Source organism: Clostridium neonatale, assembly GCF_001458595.1.
Taxonomy (GTDB): Bacteria; Bacillota; Clostridia; order Clostridiales; family Clostridiaceae; genus Clostridium; species Clostridium neonatale.
The window spans coordinates 124,177-149,573 of the sequence record NZ_LN890326.1 but is presented as its reverse complement, the minus strand read 5'-3'; the positions used below and the strand labels follow the sequence as shown (position 1 = coordinate 149,573).

Sequence of the window (25,397 nt, the reverse complement as noted above, 5' to 3'; positions counted from 1 at the left end):
AAATGCTTTTTTTACATAAAAGAATTTTATAATAAATCTCAAACCCTGTGGAGTTTGAGATTTATTTTTTGGATTTAAGACAGCTTTAAGAAAATAGAAGTTAATTTTTCAATGCAATATTATGCTTCTTCAAGATCATCATCAGGAAGAATTGATACTTTATTTAACAAGACTGATTTCGCATAATTTTTAAAATGATTGAATATATTAAATGCTAATTCAGTTAGTTCAATACGTAGAATTCTTCTATCTTTTTCATCAGTATATCTTTTAACAAGTCCATAAGATATAAGTTTATCTATAATTGGTGTCATATTTGATTTAGAAATATTTATAGTAGAAGCAATTTGAGACATTGGAGCTGAATTTATTTCATAAAGATAAATAATAACTTTTATATGTGAAGGTGGCAGCATAGGGCACTTTTCTATATATTCTTGAAATTGTTTTGGTGGCGCAGGAAAGTTTTTAGAAATTCATCACCATTCGTAACATTATTTCTAGATATTATTAAAAAATCAAATAAAGAATCTGCTAATGTTTTTAATACAATTTCATCCATAGTATATATCAAGGCTCCTATAACATACTTTAAATTTTAAAAATTCATTAATATTATTATAGACTATGAATAATTTATTAACAAGGACAAAAGTTATTGACTTAGAATAGTTATAAAATTATAATCAATTACATAATACACTTAAAAGAAGTATAGTATACAATATAAAAAATATATATATTCTGTTTAAGCTGATATTAAAGAAAAAGGTAAGAAGTGTAAACAATTGTATAACATAGTAAAAGTTATTAATTGGGTAGATTGGGGAGGAAAGTATGAAAAAATATTTGGCGTTATTTTTAGTAAGTATTACTGCATTTAGTTTGGTTGGATGTGGAAGTAAAGAAGTTCAACAAGAAGATAAGTCAGTAGCTGTATCAGTAAAAGCAGCTAAAAATGGAGAAATAAAAAATACAAATACTTTTATAGGAACGACAAAGATTAAAGATGAAACGGCTGTTTCAGTAGAAATAGGTGGAACCGTAGAATCGATAAAAGTTGAAGTTGGACAACAAGTACATAAAGGGGATGTTTTATTAACGATAAAAGGTGATGATGTAAGGGATGGAGTCAATACGGCTCGTGCAGCTGTTGAGTCAGCTAAGGCTAGTAGTGATAGTAACATAGAGCAAACCAAAATACAAATGGAATCAAGTTTAAAATCAGCACAACTAGCATATGATGAAGCAAAAAGAAATTATGATATACAGACTGAGCTTTATGAAGCAGATGTAATAAGCGAAGATACCTATAAACAAGCTGAAAAGGGATATAATCAGGCTAAAGATGCATTAGATAGTGCAATAAAGAGTTATGATGAATTACTTCCAAAAGTTGTAGAAGCAGGCCAAAAAGGAGTTGAACAAGCCCAAGCTAGTTATGATTCTGCAGCAAGAAATATAGATAAACTTACATTAACTGCACCAGTTGATGGGATTATAACTGCTAAAAATTGTAATGAAAATGAACTTATAAGTCAACAAGGAGCTGCATTTGTTATATCTAATCCTAATATATTACAGGTTGATTTAAAAATAACAGCTAATGACTTGGATAAATTTGCTGTTGGAAAAGAAGTTAAAGTTATAATTGGAGATGATGAAACTACTGGTACAGTTAAAACAGTTCCTACTACTGTTGATAATTCATCATCATTATATAATGTAGAGATACTTGTAGATAATGGAGAAGGCAAATTTAAAGCAGGAGTATCAGCTGAAGTTGAAGTTAGCATCGAAGAAGAATCTGGAGTAATTACAATTCCTAGAAAAGCAATTATCGAAGAAGATGATAAAAAATATGTATACATAGTTACAAAAGAAAATAAAGCAAGTAAAGTAGAAGTCCAAACAGGAATTGAAACAGCAGAAGAAATTGAAATTACAAGTGGAGTAAGTGATAGCGATACAATAGTCATTGGAGGAACATCACTTATTGATGATGGCAGCAAGTTATTCCCAGTAGTAAAGGAGGATTAACAGCATGAGTGTAACAAGAACTTCAGTAAAGCGTCCTCTTACTATAATAATGGTATTTTTAGTCGTTATGATGTTTGGTGGAATAGGATATATGAAAATGCCAGCTAACTTAATGCCAGATATAGAGATACCAGTAGTTCTGGTTATGACTACGTGGCCAGGTGCAGGACCAGAAGATATTGATGATCAAATATCAGAGCCAATTGAAAAGAGTCTTTCAGGTATATCTAAAGTAAAAACAACAGTATCACAGTCAAGTGAAGGTGTATCAATGGTTGTGGCGCAGTTTGATTATGGAACTGATGTAGATGAGAAACTTAATGATGTAAGAACTAAAATAGATGGAGTCAAAATGACTTTGCCGGATGATGTAGAATCACCAAGTATATTAAAAATGGACATGAATGCCCAAGCCATAGCACAAATTGTTGTAAATGGTGATGGAAGTACAGATGACATAATGAAATATGCTGAAGATACAGTACAAATTAAATTAGAATCTGTAGATGGGATAACATCTGCTGATATTAATGGTGGTGAAAAGACTCAAATTAATGTAACAGCAGATCCAGCAGTTCTTTCAAACTATGGTGTATCATTAGATACTATAAAAGGGCTTTTATCAGCAGCTAATAAAAGTTATCCATATGGATCTATAACTCAAGGTGAAGATAAAATTGTAATTAGAGGAGTAGATAAAATTGAGAATATAGAAGATATAAGGTCAATTCAAGTGCCTGTATCTGGAGGAGAAACAGTTAATCTAGATAAAATATGTGATGTGGAATATGGAGTTGTAGAAAAGACATCAGTATATAGATATAATGGCCAAGAAAGTTTGGTTATGGATATTCAAAAACAACAAGATTCAAATACAGTACAAGTCATGAAGAATGTAAATAAAATTGTTGAGCAGTTGAATTCAGAAAATCCACAATATAATTTAAAGATAGTAAATGATACAAGCGAGTATATTAGTACATCTATAAAAGATGTAATGAATAACCTGGTATTAAGTGCAGTGATAGCCTTCTTTGTAATATTACTTTTCTTAAAGAGTGGAAGGGCTTCATTTGTTGTTGCTGTATCAATACCAACGTCAATAGTGGGTGCTATAGCATTGCTTTATTTCACTGGTGAAACTTTAAATATGGTAACATTAAGTTCGCTTGTAATAGCAGTTGGCATGGTTGTTGATAATGCAACAGTTGTTATTGAAAACATATTTAAATATAGACAAAATGATGCTTTACCATTAGATGAAGCAGCAATTCAAGGAACACAAACAGTTTCTAATGCAGTTTTAGCTTCAACATTAACAACGGTAGCAATATTTTTACCGATCCTGTTTACAGAAGGCTTTACTAAGATAATGTTTGGATCATTAGCTAAAACTCTTATTTTTGCACTTACATTATCATTGATAGTTGCAATAACTCTTGTGCCTAGTATATTTGTTAAATTAAGTGGTGGGAAAAATGCTGCTAAAATGAAAGAGAAAGAATCTCCTATATTTGATAAGGTTAGTGAAATGTATAAAAAACTCATCACTGTTTCATTAAAGCATAAGACAGTAGTAGTACTTATAAGTATAGGAATGTTTATTGGTTCAATAATTTTAGGCTTTTCTGGCGCGATAGGTATGGATTTTATGTCTACAGGTGATGAGGGTATGTTAAGCATATCAATCACATTACCTGAAGGATTAGACTTAGAACCAAGTGATTATTATGTATCAATGGCTGAAGAAAAGATTGCAGATATACCAGAAATTGAAACGATGGTGACTTCATTTGGAACAGGCTCAGGGATGAGCTCGTTAATGAGTTCAGGTGCAAGTATAAATTTAGATTTAGTTTCATCTAAAGAAAGAGATAGATCAACTGATGAAATAGAACAAGAAGTAATTGAAAGATTAAAGGTAATTCCTGATTGCGAAATTAATGTAAGTCAGAGCAGTAGTATGTCTATGGGAGGATCTGGTGAAGTTCAAGTTGATATAAAGGGACCTGATTTAGACGTATTAGAAGAAATAGCTAATCAGGCGAAGGCTAATGTGGAAAAGATCCAAGGATTCAGAAATGTAGAAACATCATTATCAGATGCAAATCAAGAAGCACAATTTAAAATAGATAAAAGAAAAGCAACATTATATGGAATAAATACAGCATCAGTAGCATCAACGTTACGTACAGCAATAAGTGGCTCAGATACAAGTACAGTAACAATAGACGGATATGATTATAATGTTAACTTAAAATTTAAAGATTCAAGTATAGATAGCGTAGATGATATAGGACAGATAAAAATAAAATCAGCAACAGGACAAGAGTTTCCTTTAAGTGCTTTTGCAGATATCAAAATGTCAGAAGGATTAAAATCAGTTTCAAGAACAGATGGCGACTATTCAATATCAATTACAGCAAAAGCAGATGGGTTAGATACCAATTCTGCATCAGCCAAAGCAGTTGCAGCAGTTAATCAAGTTGATATGCCTAGAGACTATGGAATAGATGTTGGTGGTACAGCTGAAATGATGAATGAATCTATGAGTGGGCTTGTATTTTCAATGATAATAGCATTAATTCTGGTATATATGGTAATGGTAGCTCAATTTGAATCATTTAATAAACCGTTCATAATAATGTTTAGTATACCATTTGCATTTGTTGGAGTAGTTCTTGCATTGGTAATTTCAAGAACTACATTAAATGTAGTAGGTATGCTTGGTGCCATATTACTTGTTGGTATAGTTGTTAATAATGGTATAGTTTTAATAGACTATATTGGACAGCTTAGAGAATCAGAATTTGATGGTACATTAGAAGAGCTTGTCGCTAAGGGATCAGCAGCAAGGCTTAGACCAGTATTGATGACAACATTGACAACTATAGTTGGCATGATTCCAAGTGCATTAGCATTTGGTGAAGGTGGAGCTATGATGCAGCCACTTGCGATAGTAATTATTGGAGGACTTACTGTATCAACATTAGTAACATTAGTTCTAATACCGACTTTATATTTGATATTTGATAGAATTGAAAATTCATTTAAGAAAAAATTAAGAAAAATATTAAAAAAAGACTCTAATGATTCAGATTATAATGACAATAATAAATTAAAAAATAGTTTTAAAAATATAATAAAAAATGGAAAAGAAAAATTAAAAAAATAAATATATTTGTTTATGGTAATGAAGACATGCAATTTGCAGAGTCTTCATTACTAATATCTAATAATATAGTTAGAGGTATGAAAGTTAAGAAAAGCATTATTAAGTAAGTTCTTAAATCGTTAATAATATGTTAATAATATATATTATAGACAAAGCTAATTTGTATGGTAAAATATATAAAAGGGTGTAAAATAAGAGAATAAAATGGTGGAATTATATAGATTAACTTAAAAAAATATTAAGATTTAAAGCATTAGAGCTTAAGCGAATTTATTAGTTGATTATAAAGAATGAGTTATTAAATGAATGAATTTATAGTAATGAAGAGGTACATTTTGTATAGTCTTCATTGCTAATTGTATAAATAATACATTTGGAGGTATGAAAGTGAAGAAAAACATTAATAAATTAATAGCTATTGGAATTGGTTTAAGTGTAATAGTAGGAAATGTATCTCCTGTACTGGCAACTGAAACTATAAGAGATAGTAAGATAAACACAATATCAGGGGCTTCAGAAAATAGTTTGAAAATCCTCACTTTAGATAAAGCGATAGAAGCAGGCCTAAATAATGATGATCAAATGAAAATATTATCAAGCAATTTAAATTATTATAAAGATTTGCAGGATTATTATGATGAAGCTGATAATGATAATGGAGAAGACCAAAATGATGTAAATATAGATTCTGCTAAGCAATCAAAAGAATTTAGAAAAGATGCAGTAGAGTATGAAATAACTAATCTTTATAACAGTATAGTATTAGCTGAAAAGCAGGTTGAATATCAAAGAGAGATTGTTAATAATGAAGAAACAAAAACAAGTAATATGAAATTAAAATATAATAAAGGTTTAATTGATTCTGTTTCTATGTCCAAGCAAGAAGCTTCTCTTAAGACTGAAAAAGATACCTTACAGGCTAAAATAAACTCACTTAATGATTTAAAAGAAAAATTAAAATTAGCTACAGGAATAAATGTAAATAACTATACATTTGATGATAGATTAAATTATGAAAAATTGAAACTAGATGGTGATCTTGAAAGTTATATTGATGATAAAATAAGCATTATTACTAAGTATGATAGAGAATTAGCTGATCTTCTAGAAGATGCTGTAGACGATATGAAAGATGATGATTTAGATGATTTAGAAATGCCAGATAAAGATAAATTTTATAATATTCCTAAAACAGATTCCGATGGAAATGTTATAGGATATGATCTTAATGAAGAAGCATATAATACTGCTAAAAATGGAGCATTAGCTGCATATAAAGGCTATTTAGAGGCTAAAAAGGGTAGTGAATCTGCAAGTGCTGGAGTAAACATAAAAGAGAAAACATATAAAAATATGTTACGAAGTAATTACTCTAATATTCTAGCAATGGAAGATGGAATTGATCAATTAATAACTAATATTGATATAGCTAATAAAAGCTTAGCGAATACAAAGCTACAATATCAATTAGGATTGATGACTACTAATGACTATAATACAGCTGCAACAGGGTATAGACAATTAGATATTAGTTTGAGACAGACATTAAATCAATATTATCAATTGAAGATAGTATTTGAAAAACCTTGGGCAGTAAGCAGTTCATCTTCTGCTGGACAATAATACAAATTTAATGAATTTTAAATTGCATCCTAAATAACTTAGGATGCAATTTTTATAGATAAATTCTTAAATTATTATTAATCACATAATTAAAAGCACTTTAATATTATATATTATAGACAAAACTAATTTATATGATAAAATATATAAAAGGGTGTGAAATAAGAAATAGAAAGGTGGAATTATATAGGGATAGTTTTAAAAAGCATCTATATTTAAAGCGCCAGAACTTCGAAAGAAGTTGACGAGGTTGGGGAGTTATCGAAACTTCGGCGGGTGCCCCACGGTATTAAGCACTACCGTTAACGGCTGGCAAACCTTTAAAGTGATTTAAAGAACAAATCCAGTCTGGTGTTAAAACCTTCTAAAGTTTAAGGCTTTTAGGTACTAGGACTATTATGCCCTTTTTTTATTTAATATGATTATTAATTGTAAAGTAATTTGCAATGATATTTTAATATTTTGGTATTACTAGTATAAAGTTTTAAGACTTAGATAAAATTATGAATAAAGAAGCCTAGCTAGATATGTTTGTTAGGAAAAAGGAACTTTTTAAACACTTGAATTTTTAACACTTGTTCCTTAGTAAGCTAATGAACAAGTAATTCGTATGTTTAAAATGCATTCTTAATTTGTGAAATAAGGAAGGAAGAATTTAATATGTGCGGAATAGTTGGATATTTAGGAAGTGGAAAGGCAACATCATTTTTAATAAATGGATTATCAAAATTAGAATACAGAGGATATGACTCTGCAGGTGTTGCTGTATTTAATAAAGATCATTTAGAGGTAAGAAAATTTAAAGGAAGATTATCTAATTTAGCAGATAATATAAAGGAAAATCCAGTTGAGGGATGTATAGGTATAGGTCATACAAGATGGGCAACTCATGGTGCACCATCAGATGCAAACTCTCATCCTCATTTAAATAGCAAAGAAACAATAGCTGTAGTTCAAAATGGTATCATTGAAAACTATTTAGCATTAAGAACTTGGCTAAAAGGAGAAGGATATACTTTTAAATCAGAAACTGATACAGAAGTAATCCCTAACTTAATTGATTATTATTATGAAGGAGATTTATTTGAAGCTGTAACTAAAGCACTTAAAAGACTTGAAGGAAGCTATGCTTTAGGAATAATCTGCAAAGATGAACCTGATAAATTAATAGCAGTAAGAAAAGAATGTCCATTAATAGTTGGGTTAGGTAAAGGAGAATCCTTTATAGCATCAGATATACCTGCTGTATTAAGCTATACTAGAGATGTTTATCTTTTAGAGGATTTCGAAATAGCTGTAATAGATAAGAATGGTGTTAAGCTTGTAGATACAGAAGGAAATGAAATTAAAAAAGATATATATCATGTTACATGGAGTGAAGATGCAGCTGAAAAAGGTGGATTTGAAGACTTCATGTTAAAAGAAATTCATGAACAGCCAAGAGCTATAAGAGATACTTTAGCAGGAAGAGTATCTATGGGGAATGAAATCTTACTTGATGAATTAAAAATAACTAAGGAAGATTTATTAAATACTGATAGAGTATTTATAGTGGCTTGTGGTACTGCATATCATGCTGGACTTGTAGGAAAAAATTTAATTGAATCACTTGCAAGAATACCTGTAGAAGTTGATATTGCCTCAGAATTTAGATATAGAAATCCATTAGTTACAGAAAAATCTTTAGTAATTGTAATAAGCCAGTCTGGAGAAACAGCAGATACATTAGCTGCTATGAGAAACTGCAAAAATATTGGCGCTACAATAATTGCACTTACTAATGTTGTTGGAAGTTCAGTATCAAGAGAAGCTGATCATGTATTATACACATTAGCTGGACCAGAAATATCTGTTGCTTCAACAAAGGCATACACTACTCAAATAATTGGTATGTATATGATGGCAATGACATTTGCTAAAATATTAGGTAGAGTTAAGAGTGAAAGAATAAATAAGTTAAAAGAAGAATTACTAAACTTACCTGAAAAGGTAGAATTAGTATTAGAAGATAAAGATAAGATAAAAGATATAGCTAAGAATTTATATGAAGAAAAAGATATGTTTTATTTAGGAAGAGGTCTTGATTATGCATTAGCACTTGAAGGATCACTTAAGCTAAAAGAAATATCATATATTCATTCTGAAGCATACGCGGGTGGAGAATTAAAGCATGGCCCAATAGCTTTAATAGAAGAAGGCACTAAGGTAGTAACATTATTAACTCAAGAAGCTTTAAAAGAAAAAATGATAAGCAATATTGTTGAAATTAAAGCTAGAGGAGCTAAAGTAGTAGGAGTTTGCTATGAAGGAACTAAAGGTGTGGAAGAAGTTCTAGATGAAGTTATTTATATTCCAAGAACTATAGATATATTTGCACCAGTGCTTGGAGTTGCAGTTCTTCAATTATTATCTTACTATATCGCTAAATTTAAAGGCTGCGATATTGATAAACCTCGTAATCTAGCCAAAAGCGTTACAGTAGAATAAAGATAAATAATAAATTTGTTTAAAAATAAGTATGTATAAATATATAAGACATAGAGTAGTACAGAATATATCTGATACTCTATGTCTTATTTTTTATATAGTTAAAGGAAGTGAATCAAAAATGAATTTAAAGCTGTGTATTAATTATAGCTAATAAAATATAAGACTCATCATTGTTATATATGTTATAAAACATAACAAGTATTATAAGTATAATTTTTATTTGAAAACTTGAAAATAAAATTCGGTTATTATTGACAAAATATAATTATAATGCATATAATAAATATATGAATAGATATTCATATATTCAAATGAAAAGAGTGATAGATATGAATGATAATATAGAAGTTTGTAATTGTACTATAATCCATGAAGATATAGTAAGTAAAGTTAAGAAATCTATACCAGAGGAAGAAACTCTTTATGATTTAGCTGATTTATTTAAAGTTCTTGGAGATTCAACAAGAATAAAAATATTATGTGCACTATTTGAAGCAGAAATGTGTGTTTGTGATATAGCAGCTCTTTTGGGAATGACTCAATCAGCTATTTCACATCAATTAAGAGTTTTAAAACAAGCGAGATTAGTAAAATATAAAAAAGAAGGTAAAGTAGTTTACTACTCACTAGATGATGAACATGTTAAAAGTATTTTTGATCAAGGTCTGATTCATATATCAGAAAGAAATTAGTATTAAATTTGGGGGTGAAAGAATTATGGCAAGTAATATAAAAACAGTAAATAGTCCTATTAATGCTAAATTGAGAAATAAAAATGACCAGACACCAGTAAAAAAAGAATTTATTTTAGAAGGCCTTGGATGTGCACACTGTGCATCTAAAATAGAAGAAAAGGTAAATGGATTAGATGGAATTCATTATGCTAATGTAAATTTTATGACAAAAACTTTAACATTAGAAATAAAAGAAGTTAATAAAGTAGAAGACTTGATAAAATCTGTGATTAATGTTGTTACCAATATTGAGAGTAAGGTAAAGGTTAGGGAAAAGATTAATGATAAGATATTAAAAAAAGAGATTTTACTTGAAGGATTATGCTGCGGTAACTGTGCAGCAAAAATTGAAAGAGAGTCAAATAATATAGATGGAGTAAAATCTGCCATAGTAGACTTTATATCAACAAAACTAATCATGGAGATAGAAGATTCTTCAAAACAAAGTGATATTATTGATGAGGTTAAGGATATAGTTAAAAGGATTGAACCAGATGTCAATGTAGTTGTTATTGATAGTAAAGATAGTCAATCAAAAAGTAAAAATGAAGAAGTTGAAGAGGAAAATAATAAAGAAGAGATTATTAGATTAATTATAGGTGCTTTGATTTTTGGAATAGCAACTGTAATGAAATTTTCTAATTCAATAGAATTAGTATTGTATTTAATAAGTTATGTCCTTGTAGGTGGAGAGGTAGTTTTAGGTGCTTTACGAAATATACGCAGAGGTCAAGTGTTTGATGAAAACTTCTTAATGGGTATAGCAACTATTGGTGCTTTTGCTATAGGTGAATATCCAGAAGGTGTAGCAGTTATGCTTTTCTATCAAGTAGGAGAGATGTTTCAAGATATGGCTGTTAATCGTTCTAGAAAATCTATTTCAGCTCTTATGGATATCAGACCAGACTTTGCTAACTTAAAGATAAATGGTGACATTAAAAAAGTAGATCCAGAAGAAGTCAGCATTGGAGATATTATAGTAGTAAAGCCAGGTGAAAAGGTACCATTAGATGGTAAGGTGATTGAGGGAAGTTCCATGGTAGATACTGCTGCATTAACTGGTGAAAGTGTTCCTAGAGAAGTAGGAAGAGGAGATAGTATTTTAAGTGGAGTTATTAATAAAAATGGACTTTTAACTATAGAAGTTGAAAAAGAATTTGGAGATTCTACTGTTGCAAAAATATTAGACTTAGTCCAAAATGCAAGCAGCAAAAAAGCTCCAACAGAGAATTTTATAACAAAATTTGCTAGATATTATACACCAACTGTTGTTTTTGCAGCATTAGCATTAGCTATAATTCCACCACTTTTCATAGAAGGTGCAACATTTTCAGATTGGGTTTACAGGGCATTATCATTTTTAGTTGTATCATGTCCATGTGCTTTAGTTGTATCTATACCTCTTGGATTCTTTGGAGGAATAGGAGGAGCATCAAAGAATGGAATACTTGTTAAAGGTGGCAATTATCTTGAAGCATTAAATGATGTTGAGATGGTTGTGTTCGATAAAACTGGAACACTTACAAAAGGTATATTTAAAGTAACAGAAATAAATTCAGAAAATAATATTTCAAAAGATGAACTTATAGCTTATGCAGCTTATGCAGAAAATTACTCTAATCATCCAATAGGAGCTTCAATATTAAAGGCTTATGGTAAAGAAATAGATAAATATAAAATTGAGAATTATGAAGAAATATCAGGTCATGGTGTTAAGGTTATTATTGATGGTAAAGAGGTGCTTGCTGGTAACTATAAATTAATGAATAGAGAAAATATACCTTATAAACAAGTGGAAACAATAGGTACTTTAGTTCATGTTGCAATAGATAAAAAATATGCAGGTTATATAGTTATTTCAGATGAATTAAAAGAAGATTCAGCAAAGGCAATAAAGGATTTAAAAGCTATAGGTGTTAAGAAAACAGTAATGCTTACAGGTGATAATGAAAAAGTTGGAAGTAAAATTGCTAAGGAATTAAGATTAGATGAAGTTTATGCTGAATTATTACCAGATCAAAAAGTTGAAAAATTAGAATTATTATTTAAAGAAAAATCACCTAAAGGCAAGATTGTATTTGTAGGAGATGGAATTAATGATGCTCCAGTTTTAGCTAGAGCAGATATAGGAATAGCAATGGGCGGTGTTGGTTCAGATGCTGCAATTGAAGCTGCTGATGTAGTTATAATGACAGATGAGCCTTCAAAAATTGCCTCTGCTATAAAAATAGCAAAGAAAACAAGAAGTATAGTAATGCAAAATATAGTTTTTGCTTTAGGTGTAAAGATTATAATATTAGGACTTGTAGCAATTGGAATGGGGACTATGTGGGAAGCTGTATTTGGAGATGTTGGAGTAGCGCTTCTTGCAGTTTTAAATGCTATGAGAGCTATGAAAGTAGAAAATATGTAAATTTATTAATTTTAAGTGTAGCCATAATATTATGGCTACACTTTTTAGTAAGTTAAAGATTAGAATGTACGCATTTATAATAATGAGTATACTATAAAATTATATATGGATTATAGTTCAGTTACAGTTATAAGCTTTTTAAATTTCATTAAATAATGATAATAAAATTAGATTTTAAGAAGTATTTAAGATTAATAATATATAATTATAATATTATATTTAGTATACTTATTAGTATAGGAATAGTAGATGGATTTAATGGAGGGAAATTTATTAATGAATAAAAAACAAATAATAGGACTAGTTGTGGCAGGTGCAGTGTTTGCCTTTGTTGGAGCAATAAGTGTATTTACAAATACATTAGCTAATAGCATTGCTAGTAAAAATGAAGCTAAGGAATCAATAGAATCTATGCTTACTACTAATGATGTGTCTTTGCCATCAGAAGATTTTGTTGGGGTAGTAGATGTAGAAGGAACTATAATGAATACATCAGAATCACAAGGATTATTTTCAACTCCTGCTTCATATAATCATGAACGTACATTAAATTATATTGATTCTATGATTGATGCGCCAAATAATAAAGGAATTATTTTATATGTAAATAGCCCGGGTGGTGGAGTTTACGAAAGTGATGAACTTTATCTTAAATTAAAAGAATATAAAGAAGAAACAGGACGACCTATATGGACTTACATGGGATCACGAGCTTGCTCAGGTGGATATTATATATCTATGGCATCTGATAAAATATATGCCAATAGGAATACGTGGACAGGATCTATTGGTGTCATAATGTCATTGACTAATGTTAAGGGATTATATGATAAGCTTGGAATTCAAGAAATAGATATAACAAGTGGTCCTAATAAGGCTATTGGATCAAGTGGGTTGGAGATGACAGATGAACAACGCAAAATACTTCAAGGTATGGTTGATGAGTCTTATGAACAATTTACTAGTATTGTGGCAGAAGGAAGAAACATGGATATAAATACAGTTAAGCCTATTGCTGATGGAAGAATTTACACTGCAAAGCAAGCTTTAAATCTAGGTTTAATTGATAATATCGATACTTATGAAAATATGAAAAAGGCTATGATGGATGCTATAGGTGAAGATATAACAATATATACTCCAGAACAACAAGAAAATATTTTTGCATCACTTTTCTCAAAAGTTGGAGATTTAAAATCTAAGTCAGATGCACAAGTAATATCTGAATATTTGGAAAAACAGGGTAATGGAGGATTGATGTACTATGCTAAACCAGAATAATGAGAATACATTATATGCTGGCTTTTTTGTAAGATTAGCAGCATATATCATTGACTGCATACTTGTTGGTCTAGCTTTATTAGTAATAAAGATACCCTACTTTTTTATATCTATAATAAATCCAGATATATTTATTGGTAAACCAATATTATTTAAATTTTCAGCAGTTGATATAATATTGTATTTGCTATCATTAGTATATTTTGTTTTAATGACTTATTTTTATGGAGCCACTTTAGGAAAAAAGGCTTTAAAAATTAAGGTTATAAAACAAAATAGAGAAAAACTATCTTTAGTCGATGTGATTTATCGTGAAAGTATTGGTAGATATTTAAGTGGGTTAATAATCTTTATAGGGTATATAATGATTGCTGTTGATTCAAAAAAGCGTGGGTTGCATGATATACTATGTGATACTTTTGTTATATATAATTTTGATAATGAATTAAATATAAATAATGTATGTGGAAATTTAGAAGTTCAACAAACAGAAATAAAACCAGAACTAGCATCAGAAGAACTACTGAATTCAGATAACAATGATGAATGGAAGCCTAGTGAAGAAAAACAAAAAGAAAATGAAGAATAAATTCAAAAACATTCAAATCATATATGATTTGGATGTTTTTTTGTTTCATAAATTTTTATTGATTATACAAGAAAATAAAAAATAAAAAAGTTATATAATAAATGTACAAAAAAAAAGAGAAATGTACAAAAGTAGGTTTGAAAAACTTGATAAAATAAATATAAATCAACGCAAGCGTTTTCATTAAAGAATATAATAACCTAAATATAAAATTATATGAATAGGAGATATGAATATGGTAGAAAAGAATTTGAATGAAATCTTAGAAAAGAAATTTTCAAAAACTATTAAAGAAGCTACTAACGAAGAAATTTATTCAGCATTATTACAATTAACAAAATCAACTGAAAAAGCAAAGGGAACAAATAAAGGAAAAAAGAAATTATATTACATTTCAGCAGAATTCCTAATAGGTAAATTATTATCTAATAATCTAATTAACTTAGGTCTTTATGATGAAGTGAAAAAAGTATTAGATGAAAATGGTAAGGACTTAACTGAAGTTGAAGAAATGGAATTAGAACCTTCTCTAGGAAATGGTGGATTAGGAAGACTTGCAGCATGTTTCTTAGATTCCATTGCAACATTAGGTTTAAATGGAGATGGGGTAGGCCTTAATTATCATTTTGGACTATTTGAACAAAAATTTGTAGATAATAAACAAAAAGCAGTTAAAAATCCATGGCTTACAGATGAAAGCTGGTTAAATAAAACAGATATTAAATTTGAAGTTCCATTTGGTGGATTCAAAGTTAAATCAACTCTTTATGATATTGATGTAACAGGATATGACAAGCCTTGTAACAAATTAAGATTATTTGATATTGATACAGTAGATGAATCTTTGGTTACAGAAGGAATTGATTTTGATAAGACTGATATTGAAAAGAACTTAACGTTATTCTTATATCCAGATGATAGTGATGATGCTGGAAGAATACTAAGAGTTTATCAACAATACTTCATGGTAAGTAATGCTGCTCAATTAATTTTATTTGAGGCAGAAGAAAATGGATATGATCTTCATAAATTACATGAACACGTAGCAGTACAAATCAATGATACACATCCATCAATGGTTATTCCTGAATTAATAAGATTATTAGGTGAAAAAGGAATTGGAATGGATGAAGCTATTGAAATAGTTACTAAAACTTGTGCTTATACTAACCATACAATATTAGCAGAAGCTTTAGAAAAATGGCCAATAGATTATTTAGAAAAAGCAGTTCCACAATTAATGCCAATAATAAGAGAATTAGATAATAAAGTTAAAGCTAAATATAATGATGAAAAAGTATATATTATAGATAATGAAAGAAGAGTTCATATGGCTCATATGGATATTCACTATGGATACAGCGTAAATGGTGTTGCTGCTCTTCATACAGATATATTAAAAGAAGAAGAATTAAAACCATTCTATGATATATATCCAGAAAAATTCAATAATAAGACTAATGGTATAACATTCAGAAGATGGTTATTACATTGTAATAATGAATTAGCTGACTATATTACTGAACTTATTGGTGATGGATACAAAAAAGATGCAGATAAATTAGAAGAATTAGCTAAGTTTGTGGATAATAAAGATGTATTAAATAAACTTGGTGAAATTAAAAAACATAATAAAATTGAACTAAAGAATTATTTAAATAAAACTCAAGGTTTAGAAATAAATGAAAACTCTATATTTGATATCCAAATTAAGAGACTTCATGAGTACAAGAGACAACAAATGAATGTCTTATACATCATAAATAAATATTTAGAGATAAAGAGTGGTAAGGTACCAACTACTCCAATCACAATGATATTTGGAGCAAAGGCTGCACCGGCTTATATAATTGCACAAGATATTATTCATACAATACTTTGCTTACAAGAGATAATTAATAATGATTCTGAAGTTAATAAGTACTTAAATGTAGTTATGGTTGAAAACTATAATGTAACTAAGGCATCTAAATTAATACCAGCTTGTGATATATCAGAACAAATTTCACTTGCATCTAAAGAAGCATCAGGTACTGGTAATATGAAGTTTATGTTAAATGGTGCATTAACACTTGGAACAGAAGATGGAGCAAATGTTGAAATACATCAATTAGTTGGAGATGAAAATATATATATCTTTGGTGAATCTCCAGAATCAGTAATAGAACACTATAAGAAAGCTGATTATGTTTCTAAAAAATTCTATGAAAAATCTGAAATTAAGAAATTAGTAGATTTTATAGTAAGCGATGAAATGATTAAAGTTGGAGATAAAGAAAACTTAACAAGACTTCATCAAGAATTAATAAATAAAGACTGGTTTATGACATTACTTGATGTTGAAGACTATATTAGAGTTAAAGATATTGCGTTTAAAGATTATGAAGATAGAGAAACTTGGAATAAGAAAGTATTAATAAATATTAGTAAGGCTGGATTCTTCTCTTCAGATAGAACAATTGCACAATATAATGAAGATATTTGGCATCTATAAGATGAAATAATGAAGATGAACTAAATAGGTTAAATTCTATTTAGTTCATTTTATTTTATTATTGACAGTAGCATCGGAGTATAATATTATCTAATTATATAGATTTCAAAGAAAAGGATGTTGTTTTGTGAGTGTCTAGTATCAATTTATAGTAACTTAATAATTAATTCAAAATAGGTATTTTTCTACCTTTATTTGTTGTTGAATTAATTAACTATAATTTATGATACTACGAGTTTACGAAATTTACTTCTAAGGATATTACTATCCTTTAATAATTATGAAGTTTTTAAACTGTGGAAGTATCCACAGTTTTTTTGTGCTTATAACACAATTTGTGGAAAAGTATGAAACTTAAATATAATTTTGTGGATAAGCTTTTAAAAATATGAAATCTATATGGATTTTCGTAGACTTGAATACTATAGAGAAAGTCGGAGAAAAAATGAATAATAAAAGTTTAGAAAAATTACATTATAATGAATTAAAAGAAATAGTTAAATCTTATTGCAAAAGTGGACTTGGAAAGAAGTTAATAGATAAACTTACTCCAAGTAATAATATAAAACAGATACAAGGGATGTTAGATGAAACATCAGAAGGCAGAAGACTTATAGATGCAGGCTATAATATACCTCTTGAAGGAATTTTTGATATAAGCACACTATTAGATAAATTAGAAAAAGGCGGTGTTCTTGAACCTTCGGAATTAACAACTATAAATGATTTTTTAAGAGGATGTAGAAAAATAAAATTATTTATTAAAGACAAGGAAGGATATGCAAAGACTTTAAGCTTGTATGGTGAGAATATAACAGAATTAAATTATATTGAAGAAGAAATAAATTTATGTATAAGTGGAAGTATGGTTGATTCAAATGCAAGCAAAGAATTGAAGAGGATAAGAAAACAAATTAGTATTTGTGAAGAAAGGATTAAAGATAAATTAGAAAAGTTTATTAAAAATCCAAACAATAAAGAATATCTTCAAGAGAATTTTATAAGTCAAAGGAATGGAAGATATACTGTTCCCATAAAATCTTCATATAAAAATCATGTACAAGGAACTATAGTTGAAACATCTTCTAAGGGAAATACAATTTTTATTGAACCGTCTGTAATAGGAAAATATACTACAGAATTAAATAGTTTAAAAGCAGACGAAAGTATAGAAGAATATAAAATATTATCAACTATCAGTGAAATGATATATGAAAGAAGCAAGGAGCTTAAAGTCAATATAGAAGTAATAGCTGAGTATGATATGATTCTGGCAAAGGCTAAATATAGCAAAGAAATAAATGGTATAGCACCAGCAATAAATAATTATGGTTATATAAATATAAAGGATGCTAAATATCCATTAATAAAAAATCCTGTTCCATTGGATTTTAAAATTGGAGAAGATTTTAGAACTTTAGTTATAACTGGTCCAAATGCTGGTGGAAAAACTGTTGTATTAAAGACAATAGGACTTTTAACTCTTGCAGTCCAAAGTGGATTTCATATAGGAGCTTCCCATAATAGTGAATTATCTATATTTGATAAGATATTCGTTGATATAGGAGATAATCAAAGTATTGAAAATTCTTTAAGCACATTTTCATCCCATATAAAGAATATTTCTGAAATATTAAAAGAAAGCAACAAAAGTACACTATTATTATTTGATGAAATAGGCAGCGGAACAGAGCCAAATGAAGGGGCAGCACTTGCTATTGCTATTTTAGAAGAATTTTATCACAAGGGATGTATAACAGTTGCAACCACTCACTATGGAGAGATAAAAAATTTCTCGCAGAATCATCCTGATTTTGAGAATGCTGCAATGGAATTTAAGAAGGATACATTAGAACCCCTTTATAAGCTTTCTATTGGAAAAAGTGGAAATAGTAATGCTTTATATATATCAAGAAAAATGGGAATTAACGAAAATATAATTCAAAGAAGTAAGGAATATATAGAAAAGAAAAATTATAATTACTCATCTATAGATAGCACTAAAATTAATAAGAAAAAGATAGATGAGGCTGAGGATGAAAAACAATATGAATACAGTGTTGGAGATAAAGTTTTATTACTAGACAAAAATATAAGTGCAATAGTTTATAAAGGGATAGATCAATTTAATAACATTGTCGTTTTATTGAATAAAGAGTTTATAGAAGTTAATTACAAGAGGATTAAATTGGAAATAAAAGCTGAAGAATTATATCCGGAAGGATATGATTTAAATCAATTATTTATGAGTTTTAAGGAAAGGAAACTGGAAAGAGATATAGAACGAGGATCTAAAAAAGCTCTTAAGAAGATAAGAAAAGAAGCTATGAAAAATAAAAGCTAGTTTTTATAACTTTATTTATAAGATCTTAATATTAATGATTTGATAAAGATGGAAATTTTTCAAATGGTTCGGGAACTGGTAATGAAGTTGCAACAGAAAGATATATGGCTAGAAGATTTATTATAGATTCACTAAAATATTGGGTTAATGAATACCATGTTGATGGATTTAGATTTGACTTAATGGGTGTGTATGATATTTATACAGTAAAAAAGATAAGAAGTGAACTAGATAAAATTGATCCATCAATAATAATGTATGGTGAAGGATGGAGTGGAGGAACAACACAATTGGTTCCAGAAAATAGTGCATTAAAGGCTAATGGTCCTAAATTTGGAAAATCACAAGTAGCAATGTTTAGTGATGATTTAAGAGATGGACTTAAAGGACATGTATTTACAGAGAATGCGCCTGGTTATATTAATGGTAAGGAAGATTTAGAGGATACAATTAAATTTGGTATAGTTGCATCAACTCAGCATGATGGAATAGATTATTCTAAAGTAAACTATTCAAAAGAGGCATGGGCTAATGAACCATATCAAACAATTAATTATGTAACATCTCATGATAATCATATGTTATGGGATAGATTACAGTTAAGTGCGCCGGATGCAAGTGAATCAGACCGCTTAGCTATGAATAGATTAGCAGCAACAATAGTATGGACATCTCAAGGAATTCCATTCATGCAAGCAGGAGAAGAATTTGCTAGAACTAAACGTGATGAGAATGGTAACTTGGAAGGGAATAGTTATAAGTCTCCAGATTCAGTTAATGAACTTGATTGGAATAGAATTCGTGAATATAAAGATCTATATGAATATTATGTAGGATTAATAAAACTTAGAAGTTCTCATAAGGCATTTAGAATGGATACTACAAAACAAATTCAGGATAATCTTACTTTCTTAGAGAATGGCAAAGATTTTAAAGGAGATAATGTTGTAGCATATGTTTTAAATGGGAAAAATATAGGCGACTCTTGGAATAAAATAGCTGTAATGTTTAATTCAACTGATAAAGCGGTTGAAGTCCAATTATCATCTGAAGATTGGACAGTAGTAGTAGATGGTAACAAGGCAGGGGTAGAAACATTAGGAAAAGTTGAAGGTTCAAAAGTTATATTACCAGCTAAGAGTTCATATGTACTTGTAGATACAGAAAGTTATAATGAGTCTAATAATTAAAAATATTATTTTCTAAGAAAAGCTTTGAAGAGTTTACTCTTCAAAGCTTTGTTTTATAGAAATAATTATCCAAAGTTAGTGTTTCTATATTTAGATGGGGACATTCCAGTAAAAGATTTAAAAACTTTGTAAAAATGACTTTGATCATGAAATCCAAGAGTTAAGGCTATTTCTAATATGCTTTCATTAGTAGTAAGAAGTAAAACTTTAGCTCTTTCTATTCTTATTTTTTTAGCATAATTCATGATGGTTATGCCCATATGCTTTTTAAAGCAGTCAGATATATATCCTTGTGAAAGATTTAGGTCTTGTGACAGTTTTTCTAGAGAAACATGACTTTCGATATTTAAATGAAGATGTTTTAAAATCCTATTGATTACAAAGTTATCTGTTACTTCTATATCATTTATTAAAAGGTTTATATATGTGTCTATCATCTGAATCTCTAGTTGTTGTAAATCTTCCAATGTCTTTTTTGTAGGAATTAAATCATAAAACTTATTATATATTGGATGAAGATATTTCTTTAAAACACCATTTTTAACAACTTCAGTTGTATAGATTGCATTCCAAATGATTAAATCATTTTTTTTATCTTGAATTGAAATCTCATCAATTTTTTCACCTATATGTTTATTTCTTATTATTTCAAGTATTTCAGGTTTAGCTCTTAAACCTATAAGAAATGTTATTCTGTTATTAAAAATATTATTATCAGATTTAAAAGATTCACTCATAGTACTGCCTCCTGAAATATTAAAATATAAATTAATGTATAAACTAAGATTATGTATATACATATTATATTAAATATATACAATTTTAATCAATAGTATTTGCTATAATAACAATATAATTTGAAATGTAAGAATTAAGGTATAGTAACTTTTCTTACCCGGGGATGTTATAGGTACTAGCCACCAAAGTAAAGAGAATTTCTGGAGGCGATTTTTAAATGAATAAATATGGAATATATCATGTAACAGAGGCACCTTATTGCTATGCTAAAGATTGTAATAAATTGACTTTAAGGGTTAGAACAGCAGCAAAAGATATAGAAGAATGTACCGTCTTTTATAAAGATAAATATTTTGAAAGCTCACCATATGAAAATAAAAGTATGGATGTTGTAGCTACATCGGAATTATTTGATTTTTTTCAATGCGATATTAATACAGATAGAAATAGATATGAGTATTACTTTAAATTAATAGATACAGATAAAAAAGAATACTATCTAACAGAAAGAGGCGTTTCAGAAGGAAATAGCTATCCTTTCATTTTTCCTTATATAGCTCATGAAGATGTATATGAAGAAGTAGAATGGATGCAGGAGAGCATTGTTTATCAGATATTTCCTGAGAGATTTTGCAATGGGGATTCAAGTATCAATCCAGAATATGTAATGCCTTGGGGGGAAGAAAAAAATCTATCATATCATTCTAGATATGGTGGTGATCTTAAGGGAATAATAGATAAGTTAGAATATTTAGAAGACTTAGGTGTAGATGTGATTTATGTTACACCAATATTTAAATCAAATACTGCTCATAAATATAATACATGTGATTATTTTAATATAGATCCAGAGTTTGGCACTGTTGAAGTGGCAAAAGAATTAGTGCATAAGTGTCATTCAAAAAATATAAAAATAATACTGGATGCTGTATTTAATCATTCAGGTGATGATTTTTTTGCTTTTCAAGATTTACTTACTAATCAAGAAAAGTCTAAATATACTGATTGGTATTTTGTTGACAATTATCCTGTTAATTTTAATAAAGGAAATTACTATACCTTTGGAAAAAATCATAGGAATATGCCAAAGTTTAATACTAATAATCGTGAAGTAAGAGATTATCTATTAGGAGTAGGGGAATATTGGGTAAAAGAAATAGGTATCGATGGATGGAGATTAGATGTATGTGATGAAATAGGACATGATTTTTGGAGAGAATTTAAAAAGAGGATAAAGAATACAAAGAAAGATGCAGTTGTAATTGGGGAAATAATGCATGAAGCCAACTCATTTCTTAAAGGTGATCAGTTAGATGGGATAATGAATTATCCATTTAAGAATGCATTAACAGATTTTTTTGCTAAAAGGGTCATAAGTAGTGAAGAATTCTCAAATATATTGGGAATAACAAGAATGCTTTATATGGATTCAATTACAAGGCAAATGTGGAATTTAATAGATAGTCATGATACAAAAAGATTTTTAACAGAAAGTAATGAAAATATAAATTCACTTAAGCTTGCAATAGCGTTCCAATTTACTTATATAGGAATTCCGTATATATATTATGGTGATGAAATTGGAATGAACGGGGGAGATGATCCTTATAATAGAAGATGCATGATATGGAACAAAGAAAAACAAAATTTAGAATTATTAGATTTTTATAAAAAGCTAATAAAGATAAGAAAAGAAAACAAATCATTGATTTATGGTGATTATAAAGAAATCTATTGTAAAGATAATATTGTGTCATTTAAAAGATGCTTTAAAGATGAAAATGTTATTATTATTATAAATAATAATGATTGCAAAAAAATAATAGATTTAAATGAAGAGTTTATTGCTAAGGATTTAATTAATGAAAAATTAGTAGAAGTTAAATCTTTTATAGAATTAAATAGTATGGAAACTATGATATTGAAATTTTAAAACATGTAATTAGAATGACTGCATTAATGAAGAACTTTAATGCAGTCATTTATTATAATAAAATTTTTATATAATTATTTGTATATTATGCTTACTATTATTTTGCAATGCTCATAAGATTCATTTACTAAATTGAATTTAACAGATGAATCTGATTCCATACAGTCAATTCTTAATAAATCACCTGTATGTATCGCAAAGCTATGATTATTAATTATTATTTTAAATGATCCGGCGAGAGGGTACAAGCATACAGAAACAATTTCTTCATTATATGAAATAGAATGTGATAATTCATGACTAGATTTATGATTTATTATTAATGGAAATAAACTACCTTTATAATTTTCTCTTGTCATTAGATTAAAAACAGAACATATTCCATGTGTTTTTGTCTCAAAGTCTCCAATAAAATTGTCAACTTCAAGTTCTGATAGTATTTTAGTATATTGTCCTACATGTTCAATAGTCATTTTACCGTTCGTAACCATGAGATGTCTAGAAACTCCAGGTAATGCACTAAAGTTTGACTCTGGGATATCAATCTTAGCAAATCCTAATCTCCATAAAAAATCTCTTTTAGCGAAGCTAGAAGAAGGAGGATATGTTGTTAATTCAGCTGACATTCCACCATACCAAAAAGTTGGAGTATTTTCTTGTTTGGTTATTATCTTGATATCATAATTCAAAGTTTTCGCCTCCACTTATATAATGCTTTTAGAATATTTTACTACAAATCACATGTAAATTGTGAACTTAAAATAGCTTTTATTATTTTTTTAGTAATAAAAATACAAATTTTAATTTAATTACTTTAAAAGTAAAAAATAACGATTACAAAATTAATTAAATTAAATATATTTTGACAAAATTAAAATTTGATGTAGAATAAAGTAGTTGGACTTTTTAAGTGATGCATACAAAGCAATATATTAGAGAATTCTAATATTAATTATAATTTTAATGGAGACATCTCATTAAATTAAGATACATAAGAAAAAATGAAATTTTAGGAGGGCAATATGTACAGAAGTGATGTAGAAACAATCAACAAATTAGCAGAAAAAAAAGTGAGATATGCTGATGAGCAGCCAGGAAAATATATTGGGAGATCTGTATTAACAGGATTTTATATAATGGTAGCTATAATACTATCTTATACAACTGGAGGAATAATGTATCCTGTATCACATGAAGTTGCTAAGATAATAGTTGCTTCAACATTCTGTTTTGCTATAGCTATGATTGTGTTCTTAAGTGGTGAATTATTTACTGGAAATAACTTTGTTATGTGTGTTGGAATGTATGAAAAAAGAGTTACATTAGCTAAATCTTTAAAAATATGGGCTTATAGCTTTTTAGGAAATGCAATAGGATTAATAATATTTGGATATTTATTTATAAAAAGTGGTGCATCTTTAAGTGCAATTCAAAATTATGTTGAGCCACTTGTAGCTTCAAAATTAGAATTATCAATTCCTCAAATGATTTTAAGAGGGGCTCTATGTAACTTTAGTGTTTGTTTAGCATATTTAAGTGGAATAAAAATGAAAACAGAATTTGGAAAACTTGCAATGATGTTCTTTGCAGTATTTACATTTATAATAGCTGGATTTGAACATAGTATTGCAAATGTAGGAGTATTTGCAGTAGGATACTTTGCATTAGGCGGACTTCCAATGATGTTATTGTTAAAGAACCTTTTCTTTGTAGTTATTGGAAACATAATCGGTGGTGGTATACTTCTAGCATTACCAATAGTGTATATATCTACAGAAGAATAAATAATTTTATAAAGTGGATGGTTAAGTATCTAACCATCCACTTTTATTTTAGACAATCTAGATATAATCATGATAGTATATTAGTTGTCTAAAAAATAAATTGGAGAGAGGCAAATGATAAAAATTAAATTAGAAAAAAATAAAAGCGGAAAAATATTATTTAAATTAAAAATTAAAGAGTGTGATATAAATAATTTATTCAAAAGAGCAATTATGGAATCAAAGAAGTTAAAAGAGGGATCAAGATATGATTATGAAGTTCCTCTAAGATTCTTTTTCCCTATATATAAAAATTATGATAAAGAAAAAATAAATATAGATCGATATAGTTTAGTAAGCTATTTAGAGTTTTCAGATGAATTTGATGAAAGATATTATAATGAAATAGAGGCAACACCAAAATATATGAGAAAATGGAGAGAAGAAGGCTGCCCTAATATATATAAAATAACTATAGATAAAGAAACAAAAGAAATAAGAAAAGATATAGCATTTAAGAAGACACCAGTAATAATAAAAAATATACACCTATAAGAATATATGTATAAATCTATAATTATGTGTATATA

17 protein-coding genes are annotated in these 25,397 nt (G+C 28.4%); 14 read left to right on the top strand and 3 right to left on the bottom strand.

All coding sequences use genetic code 11. From position 1 onward, the window contains the following. Window positions 1–119: 119 nt before the first annotated feature. A complete protein-coding gene (locus BN2920_RS02605; protein ID WP_242868287.1) occupies window positions 120–416 on the bottom strand; it encodes a MarR family winged helix-turn-helix transcriptional regulator in 297 nt (98 codons plus the stop codon). Window positions 417–837: 421 nt separating this feature from the next. Here BN2920_RS02605 and BN2920_RS02600 point away from each other — a divergent pair, with 421 nt between their 5' ends. From BN2920_RS02600 to BN2920_RS02550, 11 genes are all read left to right on the top strand, one after another. After that, window positions 838–2,040, top strand: a complete 1,203-nt coding sequence (locus BN2920_RS02600) for an efflux RND transporter periplasmic adaptor subunit (protein ID WP_058293479.1) — start codon at window positions 838–840, stop codon at window positions 2,038–2,040. A 4-nt stretch (window positions 2,041–2,044) separates the two neighbouring features. Further along, the gene (locus BN2920_RS02595) at window positions 2,045–5,215 is read left to right on the top strand and encodes an efflux RND transporter permease subunit (RefSeq protein ID WP_058293478.1); all 3,171 of its coding nucleotides are present in this window, start codon (window positions 2,045–2,047) and stop codon (window positions 5,213–5,215) included. A 387-nt stretch (window positions 5,216–5,602) separates the two neighbouring features. After that, window positions 5,603–6,838 carry a TolC family protein gene (locus BN2920_RS02590; RefSeq protein ID WP_058293477.1) on the top strand — a complete coding sequence of 412 codons (1,236 nt, stop codon included), beginning with the start codon at window positions 5,603–5,605 and terminating at the stop codon, window positions 6,836–6,838. Window positions 6,839–7,498: 660 nt separating this feature from the next. Beyond that, window positions 7,499–9,325, top strand: a complete 1,827-nt coding sequence (gene glmS, locus BN2920_RS02585; RefSeq protein ID WP_058293476.1) for a glutamine--fructose-6-phosphate transaminase (isomerizing) — start codon at window positions 7,499–7,501, stop codon at window positions 9,323–9,325. Between the two features lie 332 nt (window positions 9,326–9,657). Beyond that, window positions 9,658–10,020 carry an ArsR/SmtB family transcription factor gene (locus BN2920_RS02580; RefSeq protein ID WP_172437848.1) on the top strand — a complete coding sequence of 121 codons (363 nt, stop codon included), beginning with the start codon at window positions 9,658–9,660 and terminating at the stop codon, window positions 10,018–10,020. Between the two features lie 25 nt (window positions 10,021–10,045). Then, window positions 10,046–12,475, top strand: a complete 2,430-nt coding sequence (locus tag BN2920_RS02575; RefSeq protein WP_058293475.1) for a heavy metal translocating P-type ATPase — start codon at window positions 10,046–10,048, stop codon at window positions 12,473–12,475. A 276-nt stretch (window positions 12,476–12,751) separates the two neighbouring features. Continuing rightward, window positions 12,752–13,756, top strand: coding sequence for a signal peptide peptidase SppA (gene sppA / locus BN2920_RS02570; protein WP_058293474.1), 1,005 nt, complete (start codon window positions 12,752–12,754; stop codon window positions 13,754–13,756). Continuing rightward, window positions 13,740–14,345: an RDD family protein gene (locus BN2920_RS02565; protein WP_083498692.1), complete on the top strand. Its 606-nt coding sequence runs from the start codon at window positions 13,740–13,742 to the stop codon at window positions 14,343–14,345. Before sppA ends, BN2920_RS02565 begins: the two co-directional genes overlap by 17 nt. A gap of 235 nt (window positions 14,346–14,580) precedes the next feature. Further along, window positions 14,581–16,839 carry a glycogen/starch/alpha-glucan phosphorylase gene (locus BN2920_RS02560; RefSeq protein WP_058293473.1) on the top strand — a complete coding sequence of 753 codons (2,259 nt, stop codon included), beginning with the start codon at window positions 14,581–14,583 and terminating at the stop codon, window positions 16,837–16,839. A 445-nt stretch (window positions 16,840–17,284) separates the two neighbouring features. Then, window positions 17,285–19,183, top strand: a complete 1,899-nt coding sequence (locus BN2920_RS02555) for an endonuclease MutS2 (protein ID WP_058293472.1) — start codon at window positions 17,285–17,287, stop codon at window positions 19,181–19,183. 104 nt (window positions 19,184–19,287) lie between these two features. Next, window positions 19,288–20,373, top strand: a complete 1,086-nt coding sequence (locus BN2920_RS02550; RefSeq protein ID WP_058293471.1) for an alpha-1,6-glucosidase domain-containing protein — start codon at window positions 19,288–19,290, stop codon at window positions 20,371–20,373. Window positions 20,374–20,438: 65 nt separating this feature from the next. Here BN2920_RS02550 and BN2920_RS02545 read toward each other — a convergent pair whose 3' ends face one another. Next, window positions 20,439–21,110, bottom strand: coding sequence for a helix-turn-helix domain-containing protein (locus BN2920_RS02545; protein WP_058293470.1), 672 nt, complete (start codon window positions 21,108–21,110; stop codon window positions 20,439–20,441). Window positions 21,111–21,328: 218 nt separating this feature from the next. Here BN2920_RS02545 and BN2920_RS02540 point away from each other — a divergent pair, with 218 nt between their 5' ends. Next, the gene (locus BN2920_RS02540; RefSeq protein ID WP_058293469.1) at window positions 21,329–23,044 is read left to right on the top strand and encodes a glycoside hydrolase family 13 protein; all 1,716 of its coding nucleotides are present in this window, start codon (window positions 21,329–21,331) and stop codon (window positions 23,042–23,044) included. A 74-nt stretch (window positions 23,045–23,118) separates the two neighbouring features. On the opposite strand, the gene BN2920_RS02535 is transcribed toward BN2920_RS02540, so the two are convergent. Beyond that, on the bottom strand, window positions 23,119–23,733 hold the full coding sequence (locus BN2920_RS02535; RefSeq protein WP_058293468.1) for a HutD family protein: 615 nt from the start codon (window positions 23,731–23,733) through the stop codon (window positions 23,119–23,121). A gap of 333 nt (window positions 23,734–24,066) precedes the next feature. On the opposite strand from BN2920_RS02535, the gene BN2920_RS02530 reads away from it, so the two are divergent. Beyond that, entirely contained in the window at window positions 24,067–24,828 is a 762-nt protein-coding gene (locus BN2920_RS02530; RefSeq protein ID WP_058293467.1) for a formate/nitrite transporter family protein, read from the top strand. 114 nt (window positions 24,829–24,942) lie between these two features. Continuing rightward, window positions 24,943–25,362, top strand: a complete 420-nt coding sequence (locus BN2920_RS02525) for a hypothetical protein (protein WP_058293466.1) — start codon at window positions 24,943–24,945, stop codon at window positions 25,360–25,362. Window positions 25,363–25,397: the final 35 nt, after the last annotated feature.